Source organism: Paenibacillus sp. Negev47 (genome assembly GCF_058313655.1).
In genome coordinates this window covers 64,823-79,409 of sequence record NZ_JBZFQG010000001.1, presented here as the reverse complement: position 1 = coordinate 79,409, position 14,587 = coordinate 64,823, and the positions used below count along the sequence as shown (strand labels likewise).

General features: G+C 36.9%; 16 protein-coding genes and 12 tRNA genes. 26 read left to right on the top strand and 2 right to left on the bottom strand.

The annotated features are described in order from the left end of the window. The first annotated feature begins 32 nt into the window (after positions 1-32). Entirely contained in the window at positions 33-1,115 is a 1,083-nt protein-coding gene (locus tag AC4G47_RS30975; protein ID WP_491107064.1) for a ParM/StbA family protein, read from the top strand. Positions 1,116-1,125: 10 nt separating this feature from the next. Beyond that, entirely contained in the window at positions 1,126-1,554 is a 429-nt protein-coding gene (locus AC4G47_RS30970) for a hypothetical protein (protein ID WP_491107063.1), read from the top strand. 256 nt (positions 1,555-1,810) lie between these two features. On the opposite strand, the gene AC4G47_RS30965 is transcribed toward AC4G47_RS30970, so the two are convergent. Further along, on the bottom strand, positions 1,811-2,809 hold the full coding sequence (locus AC4G47_RS30965) for a hypothetical protein (protein WP_491107062.1): 999 nt from the start codon (positions 2,807-2,809) through the stop codon (positions 1,811-1,813). Positions 2,810-3,486: 677 nt separating this feature from the next. Here AC4G47_RS30965 and AC4G47_RS30960 point away from each other — a divergent pair. Together AC4G47_RS30960 and AC4G47_RS30955 are read left to right on the top strand one after the other, a co-directional pair. Then, positions 3,487-3,864 (top strand): hypothetical protein, encoded by a 378-nt coding sequence (locus tag AC4G47_RS30960; RefSeq protein WP_491107061.1) that lies wholly within the window; start codon positions 3,487-3,489, stop codon positions 3,862-3,864. A gap of 341 nt (positions 3,865-4,205) precedes the next feature. Further along, entirely contained in the window at positions 4,206-4,949 is a 744-nt protein-coding gene (locus AC4G47_RS30955) for a hypothetical protein (protein ID WP_491107060.1), read from the top strand. A gap of 174 nt (positions 4,950-5,123) precedes the next feature. On the opposite strand, the gene AC4G47_RS30950 is transcribed toward AC4G47_RS30955, so the two are convergent. Beyond that, on the bottom strand, positions 5,124-6,200 hold the full coding sequence (locus AC4G47_RS30950) for a tyrosine-type recombinase/integrase (RefSeq protein ID WP_491107059.1): 1,077 nt from the start codon (positions 6,198-6,200) through the stop codon (positions 5,124-5,126). Positions 6,201-6,529: 329 nt separating this feature from the next. Between AC4G47_RS30950 and AC4G47_RS30945 the strand changes: the two genes are divergently transcribed. From AC4G47_RS30945 to AC4G47_RS30840, 22 genes are all read left to right on the top strand, one after another. Continuing rightward, the gene (locus tag AC4G47_RS30945) at positions 6,530-8,752 is read left to right on the top strand and encodes an AAA family ATPase (RefSeq protein WP_491107058.1); all 2,223 of its coding nucleotides are present in this window, start codon (positions 6,530-6,532) and stop codon (positions 8,750-8,752) included. Positions 8,753-9,002: 250 nt separating this feature from the next. Then, positions 9,003-9,230 carry a hypothetical protein gene (locus AC4G47_RS30940; protein WP_491107057.1) on the top strand — a complete coding sequence of 76 codons (228 nt, stop codon included), beginning with the start codon at positions 9,003-9,005 and terminating at the stop codon, positions 9,228-9,230. Further along, positions 9,205-9,507 (top strand): hypothetical protein, encoded by a 303-nt coding sequence (locus AC4G47_RS30935; RefSeq protein ID WP_491107056.1) that lies wholly within the window; start codon positions 9,205-9,207, stop codon positions 9,505-9,507. The genes AC4G47_RS30940 and AC4G47_RS30935 overlap by 26 nt, the downstream gene beginning before the upstream one ends. Positions 9,508-9,585: 78 nt before the next feature. Next, a complete protein-coding gene (locus tag AC4G47_RS30930) occupies positions 9,586-9,870 on the top strand; it encodes an HU family DNA-binding protein (protein ID WP_491107055.1) in 285 nt (94 codons plus the stop codon). 86 nt (positions 9,871-9,956) lie between these two features. Then, positions 9,957-11,138 carry a PhoH family protein gene (locus AC4G47_RS30925; RefSeq protein ID WP_491107054.1) on the top strand — a complete coding sequence of 394 codons (1,182 nt, stop codon included), beginning with the start codon at positions 9,957-9,959 and terminating at the stop codon, positions 11,136-11,138. 161 nt (positions 11,139-11,299) lie between these two features. Continuing rightward, a tRNA-Trp gene (locus tag AC4G47_RS30920) sits at positions 11,300-11,374 on the top strand. Between the two features lie 103 nt (positions 11,375-11,477). Further along, positions 11,478-12,107: a hypothetical protein gene (locus AC4G47_RS30915; RefSeq protein ID WP_491107053.1), complete on the top strand. Its 630-nt coding sequence runs from the start codon at positions 11,478-11,480 to the stop codon at positions 12,105-12,107. Positions 12,108-12,459: 352 nt separating this feature from the next. Then, positions 12,460-12,532 (top strand) — tRNA-His (locus tag AC4G47_RS30910). A 6-nt stretch (positions 12,533-12,538) separates the two neighbouring features. Then, positions 12,539-12,610 (top strand) — tRNA-Gln (locus AC4G47_RS30905). A 141-nt stretch (positions 12,611-12,751) separates the two neighbouring features. Beyond that, a tRNA-Cys gene (locus AC4G47_RS30900) sits at positions 12,752-12,822 on the top strand. A gap of 4 nt (positions 12,823-12,826) precedes the next feature. Then, positions 12,827-12,897 (top strand) — tRNA-Thr (locus AC4G47_RS30895). A 6-nt stretch (positions 12,898-12,903) separates the two neighbouring features. Continuing rightward, positions 12,904-12,977 (top strand) — tRNA-Ile (locus tag AC4G47_RS30890). 32 nt (positions 12,978-13,009) lie between these two features. Further along, on the top strand, positions 13,010-13,216 hold the full coding sequence (locus tag AC4G47_RS30885) for a hypothetical protein (protein WP_491107052.1): 207 nt from the start codon (positions 13,010-13,012) through the stop codon (positions 13,214-13,216). A gap of 10 nt (positions 13,217-13,226) precedes the next feature. Continuing rightward, a tRNA-Glu gene (locus AC4G47_RS30880) sits at positions 13,227-13,297 on the top strand. A gap of 6 nt (positions 13,298-13,303) precedes the next feature. Then, positions 13,304-13,386, top strand: a tRNA-Leu gene (locus tag AC4G47_RS30875). A 156-nt stretch (positions 13,387-13,542) separates the two neighbouring features. Continuing rightward, positions 13,543-13,623 (top strand) — tRNA-Leu (locus AC4G47_RS30870). A gap of 27 nt (positions 13,624-13,650) precedes the next feature. Further along, positions 13,651-13,815: a hypothetical protein gene (locus AC4G47_RS30865; RefSeq protein WP_491107051.1), complete on the top strand. Its 165-nt coding sequence runs from the start codon at positions 13,651-13,653 to the stop codon at positions 13,813-13,815. 69 nt (positions 13,816-13,884) lie between these two features. Next, on the top strand, positions 13,885-14,055 hold the full coding sequence (locus AC4G47_RS30860) for a hypothetical protein (RefSeq protein WP_491107050.1): 171 nt from the start codon (positions 13,885-13,887) through the stop codon (positions 14,053-14,055). 87 nt (positions 14,056-14,142) lie between these two features. Then, positions 14,143-14,221: transfer RNA gene (locus tag AC4G47_RS30855), tRNA-Pro, on the top strand. 1 nt (position 14,222) lies between these two features. Continuing rightward, positions 14,223-14,293 (top strand) — tRNA-Gly (locus AC4G47_RS30850). A 29-nt stretch (positions 14,294-14,322) separates the two neighbouring features. Next, on the top strand, positions 14,323-14,490 hold the full coding sequence (locus AC4G47_RS30845; protein WP_491107049.1) for a hypothetical protein: 168 nt from the start codon (positions 14,323-14,325) through the stop codon (positions 14,488-14,490). A gap of 9 nt (positions 14,491-14,499) precedes the next feature. Next, positions 14,500-14,585, top strand: a tRNA-Ser gene (locus AC4G47_RS30840). The last annotated feature ends 2 nt before the right edge of the window (positions 14,586-14,587 follow it).

Sequence of the window (14,587 nt, the reverse complement as noted above, 5' to 3'; positions counted from 1 at the left end):
AGTGATTTTATACCAATTTAGGAGTGATTTTGATGGCAAAAGTAGTTAAAAAGCTAAAAGTTGTTGGACTTGACCATGGTAACGTCTTCTATAAATCTTATGCAGGGCCAATTGTTAAGCCCTTGATCCTACCAAACCAGTTTGTACGTAAAGACCTTATGCAAGCTGATAGCGCATTCCAAAGCAAAGCAATTCTACATGAGTATGAAACTAATAAATTTGACAATGAGACCTGGCTTTGGGGTGAAGACATCTATAAAGCACTCAACCCAATCAACACATATACTGAACAAGATAGATACACTCAAAAATCATATAAGATAATGACTGAGTTTGGTCTTTCAGAAATGCTAGAAGATGGCGATAACGCAATTGTGGTTACAGGTATGCCATCTTCACAAATTGGATCACCATATGAAGCAGATTTGAAAAGTGTAATTACTGGTGCTCACGTGGTTACTAAAAACAAGGATGATAAAGTGTATAAAATTCAAGATACGATTACACTTTCGCAGCCTATGGGTACTCTTATGTACATTTATTTAGACGATGAAGGCAAAGTTGTAGATGAAGACATTACAAATGAATATATTGGCATTTTAGACGGTGGTGGAGGAACGTTTGATATTGACGGAATTCGTGAGTTGCAACCAGAGCAAAAAGATAGGCTCACTATCCATCAAGGGCTTTATGGAGTGTATGAAAAAATTGCGGATTACATTAATCGAGAGCATCCTGAAGCTAGAGCAACGGCTAAGTTAGTTGAGTTTCAAGTCCTTGGAGATAATCCAGAAAGTTATAAGATTTCAAAAAGACTTTCCATGGACATCAGTAAAGTAAAAGATCAACTTTTCAGTGCTTATGCTGAAGATATCTTCCCACAAATCAATCAGCGTTGGACAAGTCGTAGCAAATTTGACCGTTTATATATGACTGGTGGAAGCAGCACACCACTATTCAAATACTTCAAACAATGGGAGAAGGACTTGATCTTAATCAGTGATGTTAAGCAACATACGCCACTTCCAGCTGACATTAAAGTACCACAAATGGCCAATGTAATTGGCTTCTATAGATACGGAGTATTGACTGCTAACGCTATGGCACAAGCTTGATGGTGACACCATGAATACTAGAATAATATTCCGAATAAGCGATACAGACTTCAGCGAGACAACTGATTATCTTTGGTTTACTGATTATCACGATAAAATGGTGAACAAGTCTAAATTTTATCGTGATGCAGTGATCCCAAAGATCAGTGCAGCTCGTAACGGCGAGACTGAATCTTTTGATAAATTGATGCAATACGTAAGCCTAATGGGAATTGACAAGGTGTTGAAGGCAATTGAAAACCCTAGCACTTCTAATGCAGTTACTGAAGAGCAGATGAAGAGCATCATTAGTAACGTGTTGCAGTCTGTGCAGTCAAAAGGTGTCAATGTTTCACCTGATCAACAAATGGAGATCATTGAAGAAGTGAGTAAGCCACGTGATCCTACAAAGGATGAATTGAACAAGCTTCTCAAACTAGGTAAAAACTTTTACACGTAAGTTAAGGCAGGACAATCGTCCTGTCTTTTTCTTTTGTCATAATGTCAGAAAGAACGACATAGCTATAGATAAGAACTGACATGCTTATTACGCTCTAGCAGCCATAGTAGTATGCCTAAGCATATAGAGCGAATACAGCACGGTAGCAGGGGTAGCAAGCGAGTCTGGTGTGCTTACAACTATATCTGTGGATATGTGGACAATTACACACGCTATGCTGCCTTTTAAGAGATTCTATCCACACATGCCACTATGGCTAGTACTTAGCAGCTAGAAGAGCGACATTCTCAGCACAGTCGGCACTACTCCAATATTTACGCATAGACTCCATATAGTCTTCTTGCATTCTTCTTGATAGAACCCCGTAGTAATAGCCGCCAAGAGCATCATCGGACTCATCTACAGATACAGCATTTTTCACACCATTGATCAACTTACGCTTAAATCTATTGTTTACAGTCTTCCAGACAGATCGGATAGAATCCCAGCTGGTATGGGAAAAGTTAGAGCAGCCTTTCTTGATAGCAACACAAGTTGTCTTCCAGAGCGACACAATGGTTTCTGGTTGATGCCCGTAGAAAGGGTTGACGATCTCAAGGAATTCTTGAGGTACGTGTTTTAGGGTTGTCTCTTTTTCACATTGATCAAGAGGAGTGAATCCTTTATCGATATTATCGTTTAGTTTAAGATTTAATGTATTTAGATTTTTGTTAGGATCACTATTGGAGTCACTATTCAGGTTCTTATAGGGAATTTCAGAAACCGCTTCGGCCTTAGAGCCACAAGGGTTTGAGGGTTGTCCAGTGGGAGTGGACGCTTCATCACAGACCTCATCAATTGTCTCATCAACCGTTTCATCAACTACTTCCTCAGAGTCTTCAGTGATAGGCTCTACAAGTGTCAGAGATGACGGGTTTGTAACAATATAGAGATTGTGTGTTCTACGTCCGAACTTCGTGTGATTAAACTGTTTCGTAATGAGCAATCCAGCCTTTTTGAAAGCAGTGATTGCTCTGTCAACCGTGGATGTAGAGTAGCCGCACTTCTTAGCGATTTCCTCTCTAAACAGCCAGCACACGCCAATATAATTTTTTGCATGCAGCTTGATCGTATTTAAGACAGCTTTGTAACTTTCAGGAAGATCGAATTCTTTCTCGAATGATTTAAAGCGATTTTTCATGTCTTCAACAGATGTAAATGTCTGGTAATTTTGGAATTCAGACCAGTAGGGAACACTCGTTCTTTTCTTAAGCATAAATAAAACTCTCCTTTTGATTTCCACCAAAAAAGTCATCATTTAAGAGAGCAGATTTACTTCCATTTTTCGAAAACATGTGGTATATTAAATATACAGAAAAGCTAAGTATATTTAAGAAGCTTCACACATATAATGAGTAAAGAAGTAACCTACTTGTTCTTATCTCTCATTGGATTTATCTACTGGATGGCAGGTCGCCAAACTTACACATCCTAGATAAAATTGAGATCAGACCGCGGTGGGTTCTTTTTTTATTTTGTTTTATGTAAAGATAGAAACAACATGGATGGTCTTGGGTGACTGAAAAATTATGTAGAACCAAAAAAGACGCATCCCGGTTTCAGGTGCGACTAAATAAAAGGTATGAATCCTTATTTTTCATGCAGTTATCCACATGTGAATAAAGGTTCCCCTAGTTCTTAGTCGCAAGATCAATATATCACAGGTGAATAAAAAATGAAAGAATTTATTTTCCTGTAGAATAGTGTTGACTCGGTTCAGGTGCTGTGCTATATTGAACTTACAAAACCTATAGCTAGTCGCACAAAAAACTCTCTCCAGAAATGGCAGAGAGTTTTTTGTGTTTATATAGGTGCAATATAAACAAAAACATCGTATTTATGTTAACTTTATTTTATGATAGGGTACTAGAAGTAAAGGAGGTATCTGTACATATGGCAAGAAGACGCACATTGACAAACGATGACTATCGGATACTGATCTATGTAAATAATGCGTCAACGGTTAAGGAAGGGCTGCAAAGAGCTGCAAAAGATATGGACAGTAACTACTACAGTATTAAGAACAGATGGTATAACTATATCCAGCCAACAATGTCAGATGAGAATAATTCCAAGGAATTTATCGAATATTACGAATCATTGAAGATGTTGTGCAGTGGCCTTGATCCCAGTGAAGTGAACGATGTAATCCTTGAATTTAATGAAACATATATCATGAAACAATGGAAGATCGCGACTTTAGAAGTCAAACGGCTTCAGGAAGAAAATCGTGAATTGAGGGAAGAGAACGAGAGATTAAGAAGTTTATAAAAATTCATTTTACTTTACACTTGTATTTGGTCGGCTCATCGTTTATGATATATTTACCAAGCCGATCAAATACTTATAGTCGCCAATAAGAGTTGAGCATCGGAGAGCAATACAGCAGCTGGAACTATGGAGTAAGAACCATGAAGTGAAATATTAAATATTATGTAAACTATGACTATCAAGACAACGAAAAAAACCAGACACATGATGTCTAGTTTTTTGGATAGGCATGCACTTATAGAAATCCAACAATCAGCACGATGTCCCTGCCGAGGGACTACCTCAGTATACTATCCATGTTTACTGAAGTCAACAAGAATTAAATAGAAAGGCGAAATTGAATGGAAAAAAGTATTTACATGCCTAATGAAATATTCGAAGATACATTCACTTTATTTAACACCTTCAGACATAAAGCATTCACATATGGCTATTATTACTATGTGTCTTACCTATACAGGTATTGTGAATATGACTACGATAAGAAGATGACACAGAAAGAAATTAAGCAAAAGTTAGGCTATTCTGGAGAAGAAAAAAGGATTAACTACATCATAAAAAATGGTGGATTATTGGATATGATCCAGTACACAAGAGCTACTAAGGACTACCCAGTGACATGGTACATAGATAAACATGGACTTTTGGAGTTCGAAACAATAAGTGAAAACAGGAAGAACAACGGAAAGTCGTTTGCAACGCAATCAAAGAATTTCACTGTAAAATATCCAATAAAGTGCTTTTACAGAACAGATCATTCCTATGAATATCGTGAACTTGATGGGACTTTTTATGATACCAGAAATACTCATAAAATAATGTATTCAACATTCAACGAGATGATGGAAAAGAAGAATGAACTGGGAATAGGTGCTTTTTTCATCTACGGATACCTGAAATGGAAGACAGATATGTTTGGAAAATATAGAGCTTCAATGAGAGGATTAATGAAGGAGCTGGGATTAAGTTCACAGACTTTGTGCAGCTACTTCGATGCACTGGAGCAGTATGGATACCTGAAGATATATAGAGAAGTGTTTGTAGGGAAGGATGGAGAAGCGAATCAGTACAGGATACTGAAATGACGAAACGTGGCTTTTTTGCAGTTGAAATTCTAATAGGTTACGTTTTCAAAACAACTATAATATATAACTAATATATATCTATTTTTTATATATATAAGAATATATATTATATATTATAATAGTTTTGATTTCGTAACCTATTAGAATATCTGTGGAGTTTAAAGGCTTTCAGCCTTAAACGGTGTTTTTAAGCTGGTGTAAAACCTGATACTTCAACCCTGAGTGTGAGTTCTTGATCAGGTTAAGCAATTCCTCATGAGACAGTTCATCAAGTGGCGATAAGTCTACTTCTTGACCAATAAGCAAGCAAGGCATTCTGCTGTAATCTTTACTTGCTTGCATATAATACTTCATCGCTGTTTCAAATGAAGAGTGATTTCCTTGAGCAGCAGTTTCAAGGATGTTTCCGTTTGTAATAGCAAATACTTCGGTGATGCCATACTTTTTAAGTGAGTGAAAAGTAAGATTTCTATCCTCATCTAAACCCATTTTTTTCACCAATTCAGCAATTGCTCTTTGGAGAGTTCTTGAAGAAACAGTGAAAACCTTCGATTGTCCTTCAGGTATTTGAGCCATTAATCTTTCATATAAATCTGTTCTAATTGCCTTTTCATGCACTTCATCTTTATCAATTGTTTTAACAACCCACGTACCATTTTCATTTCTAAAGTTGGACTTTTCAAGGGAAACAATAGCATCCAAACGGAAAGAAGTTACGCTTGCGAATTCAATTGCAAGTGATTTTTGCAATCCAGTAGCACCTACACCGCCGCTGGGAAGCAACTTTGCTAAACGAATAAGCTCCTTAACCTCTGAGTCAGTGAAGATACCCCATGATTTTTCATCTTTCAAGTCTACTTTAGGCACATCAAACTGATTAGCTTTGATGTATATGTATTCACCATCTGGTGCAATAAATCTGTATCTATTTGTTTCGAAGTAGGAGAACAAGCTGCTAAGTGAGTTGATATTTCTATTTATTGTTTTGGATTTGTACCCTTGCTCAACCATTAATGACTGGAATCTTTGCACATCTTTTGGCAGGAAAAACAGGTCTTTAATCTGGAGTTCATTCAGATTTTTACCCAGCATAGCCATAAAGAATCGTTTGAAATCTCTCTCATATTCGTTGGCAGAGCTTGTATATTTTTCGGTTGAATGATTGTTCAGCGTTACTAAAAACGTAGTGATATCACTGTAAACTGACTCAGTATTTAATGAAACTACATTGTTGTGCATTAATGGCAACATGGCAAATCCCTCCATCGGTGTCGTCTTTTTATCTATTATACGACACGGATAAAGTATAATCAATACCCTGCACAAAATTAGTTTATTTTACGTTTGTGCTGAATCAGCACTATTGTATTGATGTGTAAGATCGTGATCTAAGACGAACCTGAAGCCGGTTCAGTGATGAGATGAGTAGTGTATGACAAATGATATTCAACACATGTTGGGACACGGCCTAGCGAGTCTCAGGCGGTTCAGACTTGACGCGGTGAGGGCAAGTATCAATTTTGACAGACGTAAAATAAAATGATAAAGTATCGAGATTATAAAACGAAGGATGTGAATGGATGGGGAATGAGACTACAAACGAGATAGTAGAAATAGAAATTAGAGTAGTTACAGAGCTGGCTTACAGGCCAGATACTGGATGGGGATCATACGGATGTGTTCCAAAAGATTATGAAGATTACCCTAGAGTTTCTTTTAACAAGTACGGAAATATGTCTGTAAAAGGGAAGACTCACAGATTAGATTCAGGAGCTGTATGTAAACTTCGCGCGAAGATCGTTAACGATCCCAAATGGGGTGTACAATATGAGATCATGAACATATATCAGGAGATACCAGCAACGATTGAGGAGATAAAAGAGTATGTAAAGAATTTCGTAACTCCACTTCAATTCAAAGCGATATATGATGTTTATCCAGATCAAGATGTGATTGAGCTAATGAAGAATGATACGTTTGACTATAGTAAAGTTAGCGGTATGGGATCGTTCACATATGAGAAGATCAAGGAGAGATTGTTATCCAATCTTGAACTACAAGAACTGATCAATGAGTTCCCTGACTTAAATTATGGGATACTCAACAAGCTTCTGAAGAAGTATACGTCACCTACTCTATTGAAGGAAAAATTAAATGAGAATCCATATATCCTAACTGATTTGGCTGGAATCGGATTCAGGACAGCAGATGAAATCGCTTTAAAGATAGGTATAGACAGCTTAAGTCCGTTCAGAATTCATGCAGCTTTAAGGCATGTGATCAGAGAAGTAGAGACGAATGGTGATACCTATATTAAAGAAAGTACGATGATTTCACGATCATATGCTTTGTTAAAAGTGAAGAAGAATATCATTAAAGAACACCTTTTAACAGCAGAAGGATTACTTAAAATCGATACAAGATACTGTCTTGAGCGAACGTTTAAGCAGGAAAAAGAGTTGGCTGAACGACTTCTTAATATGAAGAATTATTCTACAACACTGGATTTCGATGTGGAGAAATTCATTGAAGAACAAGAAAAGCTATACTCCATTAAATTGACTAATCAACAGAAGGAATTCTTCTACAACTTTAGAGATTTCAATGTGTCGCTGCTTGTTGGTTACGCAGGGTGTGGTAAGTCAATGTTACAAAGGCTATGTATAAACTTGATAGAAAAGTTAAACTTGAGTTTTGCTTTAATGGCTCCTACAGGTAAAGCATCTAAAGTGTTGTCAAAATATACTGACAGGCCAGCATGGACAATTCACAAGAAGACTAATATAGGCAAACGTGATGACTCTGGTGAAGCAGTAGGCTCATCGATCTATGAAGACGTTATTATAGTAGATGAATCTTCAATGTGTGGAGTAGCATTAGCACATGTACTTGTGCATTCAATCATGAATTCAAATGCTAGAATTGTATTTATTGGAGATGACTTTCAAATACCTTCTGTAGATAAAGGAAATTTCTTATACGATATGAAAGAAAGCGGTCAATTCCCAACGGCTATGTTGGATATAGTGTTCCGTCAATCTGAAGGTGGAATTCTGGATTTAGTTACATCAGTACGTTTAGGCAAGAAATTCATTGAAGATGACTTTAGAGGAATTAAGAAATTTGGCGACAACTGTATTCTAGTGGCATGTCCTCAAGAGAAGATGGAGAAGGGTTATAAGCATTATTACAAAGAGCTGCTTGAAAATTATGGTGCAGAAAATATAATGGTCTTATCAGCAACCAAGAAAGGAAAGCTGGGTACACATTCTATTAATAGGAACTTGCAAGAGATAGCAAATCCACCTAATGAGGATCATCCATCAACTATCCAACAGATAAAAGATGGTGAACCAATGATATTAAGGGTAGATGACAATGTAATTAATACTTCAAACACATATGAGTTGCTTGATTTAGAGGAGAATAAGATTGATATAATGAATGGCGACACAGGTGTTATATTAGAAGTTAACAGTGAAATGAGAAATGTGATCGTTGATTTTGACGGTGTTAAAGTTCTGATTTCTTCAAACATATTGGAAAACCTTCTGCATTCATTCGCTCTTACCAAGCATAAATCACAAGGTAGTGCAGCTAAAGCGGTAATGTCTATATCAGATAAATCACACTTCCATCAATTGAATGCTAACCTATTATATGTAGCTTGGACAAGGCCAGAAGAGTTTCTTATCATATTATGTCAGCCAGAAACATTGAACATGGCATTGCAAAAGTTTGAAAACCTTAGAAGGAATACGTTCCTTTGCGAGATTCTTAAAGGGGAAATCGAAGTCATTTGACAGATGTAAAGTAAAATGATATTATAAGTACATGGTTGTGAGACGCAAGTACAAGTTGTGCGGCATATGCAAGGGACAGAAATAATATTGCGTCTCATAATTATAGATTTGACAGGTGTAAAGTAAAATGATATTATATTCGAAGTTAAGCAATGATGGTTTCACTCATTCAAAATATCATGAACGATTACCACCGGATTTGACAGGTGTAAAGTAAAATGATAATATAATTATGAAATGAGGAAACATCATGAAGCTTATACTACCGAATGGAAACAAGCTTGAGTTGGATACAAATTTAAAGTATGAGGAAAAGAAGCGGATCGTTGAAGATATAGTTAACGAATGGAGCATCTATTTCACAACGTATAGAAATGTAAAAACTACAGTTTGTTTAGAAGTTTTATCGAATTATTTGTGCAATCACAAAGAAGAACAAGAGGGTGAGATTGTTGTCAAAGAAGAAGTCGAAAGTTGAAGTTATTGAAGAAAAACTACATACAGCAGAGTTTAGCGGTTGGTGCGTTGTAGATACAGACAATAAGTTCAGTTTCAATTCAGAGAAATTTCAGATTAGCAGCGATGTTAAGCAGTACCTAGTATTGAACAAAGCGAAAAAAGAATTTGGAACGACAAATGATTACCTAAATGAAGCTTCTATGTCCACCATACTGGTGATTGATGATGGAGATGAGATTCAATTTTATGACGAAAATCTCACTGAAGTTAAAAGCGAAATGGTGAAATTGATTTAAGTTATTACAGGTGTAAAGTAAAATGAAACCTGAGTAATATACAAAAAAATTAGAAGAGAAAAAGGAGAATGATTAAGAATGGCAAAGTTGAACAAAGATCAGTTTATTAAGTTGGTAGCAGAAGTAAAAGGTGGCACACAGAAAGATGCACGTGAAGCAGTAGATGCAGTACTGGAAGCAATCAAACAAGCATTGGTAGCAGGAAATGACGTAGCACTGGTAGGCCACGGAACATATGAACGCCGTGATCGCGCAGCTCGTACAGGACGTAATCCACAAACAGGTGATGCTCTGGAAATCCCAGCTACTACAACTGTAGGTTTCAAAGTGTCTGACAAACTTAAAGATGTTGTAAAAGCCTAAGATAACTTAATTAGCGGCAGGGGAAACCTTGTCGCTTTTTTGCTATATCTTCACCTATTAAAAATTACAGAGAGAATGGTGATACATTGAAATATGTAGTTGATACTAATGTTCTATTAGATAGTTTAGATACACTCAATGATGTTGACGTGGTTATTTTGTCTCACGTACTAAGAGAGCTAGATAAACATAAAGCAAATCGTGAAAAAACAGAGTTAGCATTTCAGGCTCGTAGAGCAACAAGATTCATTAAGGAAAACAGAGATAGATTCACTTTTGACTTGAAGGATTACAAATGGATAGATGAAGATGAAAAAGAGTCTACTTATGTAGATAATATGATTATTCAGGCTTGTATTGAAAATGGTTATGGCATTATCACTGGAGATTACAATCTGGAGCTTAAAGCAGAAGGTTACAACATCCCAGTTATTGCAGATGACAGTAAAAAATCAGGACTGAATGAGTATACTGGTATTAAAGAAGTAGAAGTATTTAGCGATGAAGAGCTTGCTGAAGTATATGAAGATCAAACAAATAAGTATGGACTATTAGAGAATCAGTACTTAATTGTTACTTTCGGTGAAGATGTATATTGTTGCCGCTACCATGAAGGAATGTTGATTGACATTGATTTACCTCCTAAGCGTGTTGTTACAGCTCAAAATGCTCATCAAGCTTGTGCCTTAGACTTGTTGTGGAATAAGAACATTCCTATTAAGATCATTGCAGGAACATATGGATCAGGTAAGACATTCTTAAGCGCTAAAGTAGCACTTGAATTTGTTAAAGGCAACAACAGCCGCAAGCATCACAGTAAGTTAATGATTGTTCGTAACCCTATTGGTTCTGGTGAAGCAATTGGTTTTCTGAAAGGGACAAAAGAAGATAAGACACAAGATTTCTATAAACCAATCATTCAACATTTGAACGGTGGAGAGTTTGAAGCTCAACAAATGGAGACAACAGGCCAGTTGGTTAAAGAGATACCTTATTATATGAAAGGACTTTCTATTAATGATACATTCATCTTGGTTGATGAAGCTGAGGATTTAAGCCTGAAGCTGATCAAGCTGATTGGAACGAGACTTGGAGACAACTCCTGTGTGGTATTCAGTGGAGACTTTAATCAAGCAGAAGACAAGTACCTTCATAATAATGGATTGTACATTGCTATAGAGAAGTTAAAAGGCCATCCACTAGTCGGAATTGTAAGCTTGCAAGAGGATATTCGTTCAGATGCTTCGAAAGTATTTGCGGAATTGTGATTGATTTGACAGACGTTAAATAAAATGATATAATGATTTTACTGTCGAGGGATTGATGCTTGATTGTATGAGATTAGTCCCTCAAATCTCAAACTATGAATTTCATAGAGATTTGACAGGTGTAAAGTAAAATGATATAATAATAAACAGTTAAGAGATGTGCAGGGCTGGTGTAAAGATTAGCATGATGGCTTCCAAACCCATTGGTCAGGGTTCGATTCCTTGGCCCTGTGCCAATAAAAATGTGCTACAAGTGAATAATATAATGGACACAAGCTATTGTATTATTCACTTGTAATATATTTAAATAATGAATGAGAAAAAGGGGATAAAACAATAATGGAAATGTCGATTACACGTGCATTAAATGAGTTGAAATTGCTGGATTCACGAATTACGAGAGCTATTCAACAAGCTAAGTTCATTGCAGTTCAAACAGGTAACAACAAAATTAATGGACATCAGACTGTAGAGGATTTTAATGTTCAAGCACTTTCAGCTTATCAATCAATTGTTCAGTTGATCAAGCGTAGAGATTTCATCAAAGCAGCTATTGTTAAATCCAATGCTGAAACACCTGTTAAAATTGCAGGGAAAGAAATGACTGTTGCAGGAGCGATTGAGCGTAAGACTTCAATTACTTATCAGAACTCACTTTTACAAGTGTTCCGTAGTGGATACAACACAGCTACTAGCAAGGTAGTTTATGATAACGAATCAGTAAAAGAACGTTTGGATAAGCATATTGAAACAATGCTAGGCAAAGAGTCGAAGGGTAAAGAAGATCAAGTAGAAAATTTGTCGAAATCTTTTAATGATCTCAATCAGTCCAAATTGATTGATCCATTGAACCTTTCTGAAAAAATCAAAACGTTGACTGAAGAGATCGAAGATTTCATGAACGAAGTTGACTTTGTGTTGTCCGAATCTAATGTTAAGACAACTATTGAAGTGCCTGAACAGGTGTAAAGTAAAATGAATATAACTTCTGCTTTATCGAAAACTGGTTAACTCTCACACCCACTTAGATAAGGGTTATTATCTAATCAGATACTTCATAGCGATGAGGAAAAAGAAAATACCAAGAAGGTATTCTAAATTTATGAGCCAATTATGGGCAAAAGTGGTTAAAGCTCAAGGACTCAAGACTCAAGCGGTCAAGACTGAAGAATCAAAGCTCTTTATTGTCAAAATTTAAGAGTGAGAAGTTCAGGGCTTATATGTAAGCCCGTTCGATAAAATCCATGATTTAGTTTCATAGGAACTTGTAGATTGTCCTATCGGTTTGTACATGGCTGGTAAGGCAGGAGTGATTGTTATGGTGACCATGGCCTAGTTGGTTAAGGTGCTTGATTGTGAATCAAGATACGTCAGTTCGAGTCTGACTGGTCACATTTTATGGTGTAGTAGTTTAGTGGTAAAACACCTACCGTTGGTGGTAGGAGTCAGAGGTTCAAATCCTTTCTACGCCGAACTTATTGAGCTATACGCTCCGCACGATTGAGTGCAGATTCATACCGTAATTTGTGGATGCATACACACATTCAAAGCTTTGATGGTTGAAGTTGATAGGGTTAGGTATTCCCGTAAGAAAAAATGCAAAACCATCCTATGCGCGATAAGACAAACGGTGCGTTACCTGTCTGCAAATCAGGAGAACGGGGTTCAATTCCCTGATCGCGCTTTACGCCGAATTAGTTTAGTGGTAGAACAGTTGCCTTGTAAGCAACTTACGTGGGTTCGATTCCTGCATTCGGCATTCTAAGCTCCTTTAACTCAGTTGGTTAGAGTTGTAGTCTTATATGCTATCGGTCGCTGGTTCGAGTCCAGCAAGGAGTATATCTTAATTACTAATGGAAGTTGGTGAGAACATGTTAAAGCATGGAAAGGTTTTTATTGATAAAACATCAATTATAGAAAAATTAGATTTTCCTATTCATGAAAATGATATTCACATAGTCAATGCAACATATGAAAATGGCCTTGTAGATATACATTTTGTTGTAAGTGTTCCTGAAGACCATCAGAGCAATAAGGTTAGTGAAGACACTTCTGTAAGAAGATTGAGATTAATGTAATATACAATACGGCGTGTTAGTCAAGTGGTAAGACATCTGACTTTCTATCAGAAATCACGGGTTCGATCCCCGTACACGCTATTACAAGCTGGCTTGATGGAATGGCAGACATAGCAGACTTAAAATCTGCTGTCCGTTAGGACGTATGGGTTCGAGTCCCGTAGCCAGTATAACAAACCAAACAGGTGGGATATAAAATGAAGTTGATTAATCTAGCGACTAGAACTGCTTTGATAGCATTATACGTTGTATTGGTCATAGGATCATTCGGATTCTTTACACTAGGAGTGTTTCTGCTTCTATTATTCCTCACGATTGGTTAATAAGCTCCTTTGGTGGAATGGCAGACACGACAGGCTTAGAACCTGTTGCTGTAAGGCGTAAGAGTTCGAGTCTCTTAGGGAGTATTCGTTTTTCAAAAGTGAGGTGAAACAATGGAAGAGTACAATGAAGATCAAATCGAAGTGTCAACTGAGGAAATCGCAGATTTCGTATATGATCGTCTTAAAAACTTGGGAATTCAAATGTCTTATGATGACATTTTAGTAGTTCTTGATTTGGAAATGGAATACTACGAATCGATTGGTTTACTAGTTTAGAATCTTGATCAGTTCGAGTGGGTTCCATTCCCACTCCTTGCTGAAACTGAATTAAAAAAGGAGATTCTTATGGTAATAGATAAAGAATTAGTTCTACAACTAAGACAAGAAACAGGAAAGGGAATGCTTGATTGCAAAAAAGCTTTAGAGGAATCTGAAGGCGACATTGAACAGGCAAAAATCATCTTGGAAAAACGTTGGGAATTTACGAAGTTGATTACTCTTATTACTTACAGATAATCAACAATATAGCTGGTGGGAGGTAGGTAATCTCAGCAGGGTTCATAACCCTGATAAATCTGGTTCAATTCCAGAACGCAGCAATATACAGGCGTAGAGGAGTTTGGTTGTCCTCGCTTCCCTTGGAAGGAAGAGATCGTAGGTTCAAATCCTACCGCTTGTACCATGCGGCTTTGGTATATAGGTTGTGCTGTGGGTTTCCAACCCACCAAAACGGGTTCGAGTCCCGTAGGCCGCTTTTTAAATTTTGTGAAGTGAGGTGTAATTATGAATGAAGCAAGTTTCAGAAAAGCAGATTTACTAATTCGTTATTTAGATTCTCTGATCCGTTTAACTGATGGAGGAGATACAGGTGTTAATGAATCTATTGCAGCAACGAGAAACAAGATTGACGATTTGCTTATCAAAGAAGTTCCAGTAAAAGAAACAGTGTAACAAAAATAAGGTGCGTTACTCAAGTGGCTGAAGAGGGCTGTTTGCTAAACAGTTAGGAGGTAACACTCGCGTAGGTTCGAATCCTACACGCACCGTT

What these genes read in the sequence shown, in the direction of transcription:
- AC4G47_RS30975 (WP_491107064.1), top strand. Translation starts at nt 33, where the DNA reads ATGGCAAAAGTAGTTAAAAAGCTAAAAGTTGTTGGACTTGACCATGGT.
- AC4G47_RS30970 (WP_491107063.1), top strand. Translation starts at nt 1,126, where the DNA reads ATGAATACTAGAATAATATTCCGAATAAGCGATACAGACTTCAGCGAG.
- AC4G47_RS30965 (WP_491107062.1), bottom strand. Translation starts at nt 2,809, where the DNA reads ATGCTTAAGAAAAGAACGAGTGTTCCCTACTGGTCTGAATTCCAAAAT.
- AC4G47_RS30960 (WP_491107061.1), top strand. Translation starts at nt 3,487, where the DNA reads ATGGCAAGAAGACGCACATTGACAAACGATGACTATCGGATACTGATC.
- AC4G47_RS30955 (WP_491107060.1), top strand. Translation starts at nt 4,206, where the DNA reads ATGGAAAAAAGTATTTACATGCCTAATGAAATATTCGAAGATACATTC.
- AC4G47_RS30950 (WP_491107059.1), bottom strand. Translation starts at nt 6,200, where the DNA reads ATGTTGCCATTAATGCACAACAATGTAGTTTCATTAAATACTGAGTCA.
- AC4G47_RS30945 (WP_491107058.1), top strand. Translation starts at nt 6,530, where the DNA reads ATGGGGAATGAGACTACAAACGAGATAGTAGAAATAGAAATTAGAGTA.
- AC4G47_RS30940 (WP_491107057.1), top strand. Translation starts at nt 9,003, where the DNA reads ATGAAGCTTATACTACCGAATGGAAACAAGCTTGAGTTGGATACAAAT.
- AC4G47_RS30930 (WP_491107055.1), top strand. Translation starts at nt 9,586, where the DNA reads ATGGCAAAGTTGAACAAAGATCAGTTTATTAAGTTGGTAGCAGAAGTA.
- AC4G47_RS30915 (WP_491107053.1), top strand. Translation starts at nt 11,478, where the DNA reads ATGGAAATGTCGATTACACGTGCATTAAATGAGTTGAAATTGCTGGAT.
- AC4G47_RS30885 (WP_491107052.1), top strand. Translation starts at nt 13,010, where the DNA reads ATGTTAAAGCATGGAAAGGTTTTTATTGATAAAACATCAATTATAGAA.
- AC4G47_RS30865 (WP_491107051.1), top strand. Translation starts at nt 13,651, where the DNA reads ATGGAAGAGTACAATGAAGATCAAATCGAAGTGTCAACTGAGGAAATC.
- AC4G47_RS30860 (WP_491107050.1), top strand. Translation starts at nt 13,885, where the DNA reads ATGGTAATAGATAAAGAATTAGTTCTACAACTAAGACAAGAAACAGGA.
- AC4G47_RS30845 (WP_491107049.1), top strand. Translation starts at nt 14,323, where the DNA reads ATGAATGAAGCAAGTTTCAGAAAAGCAGATTTACTAATTCGTTATTTA.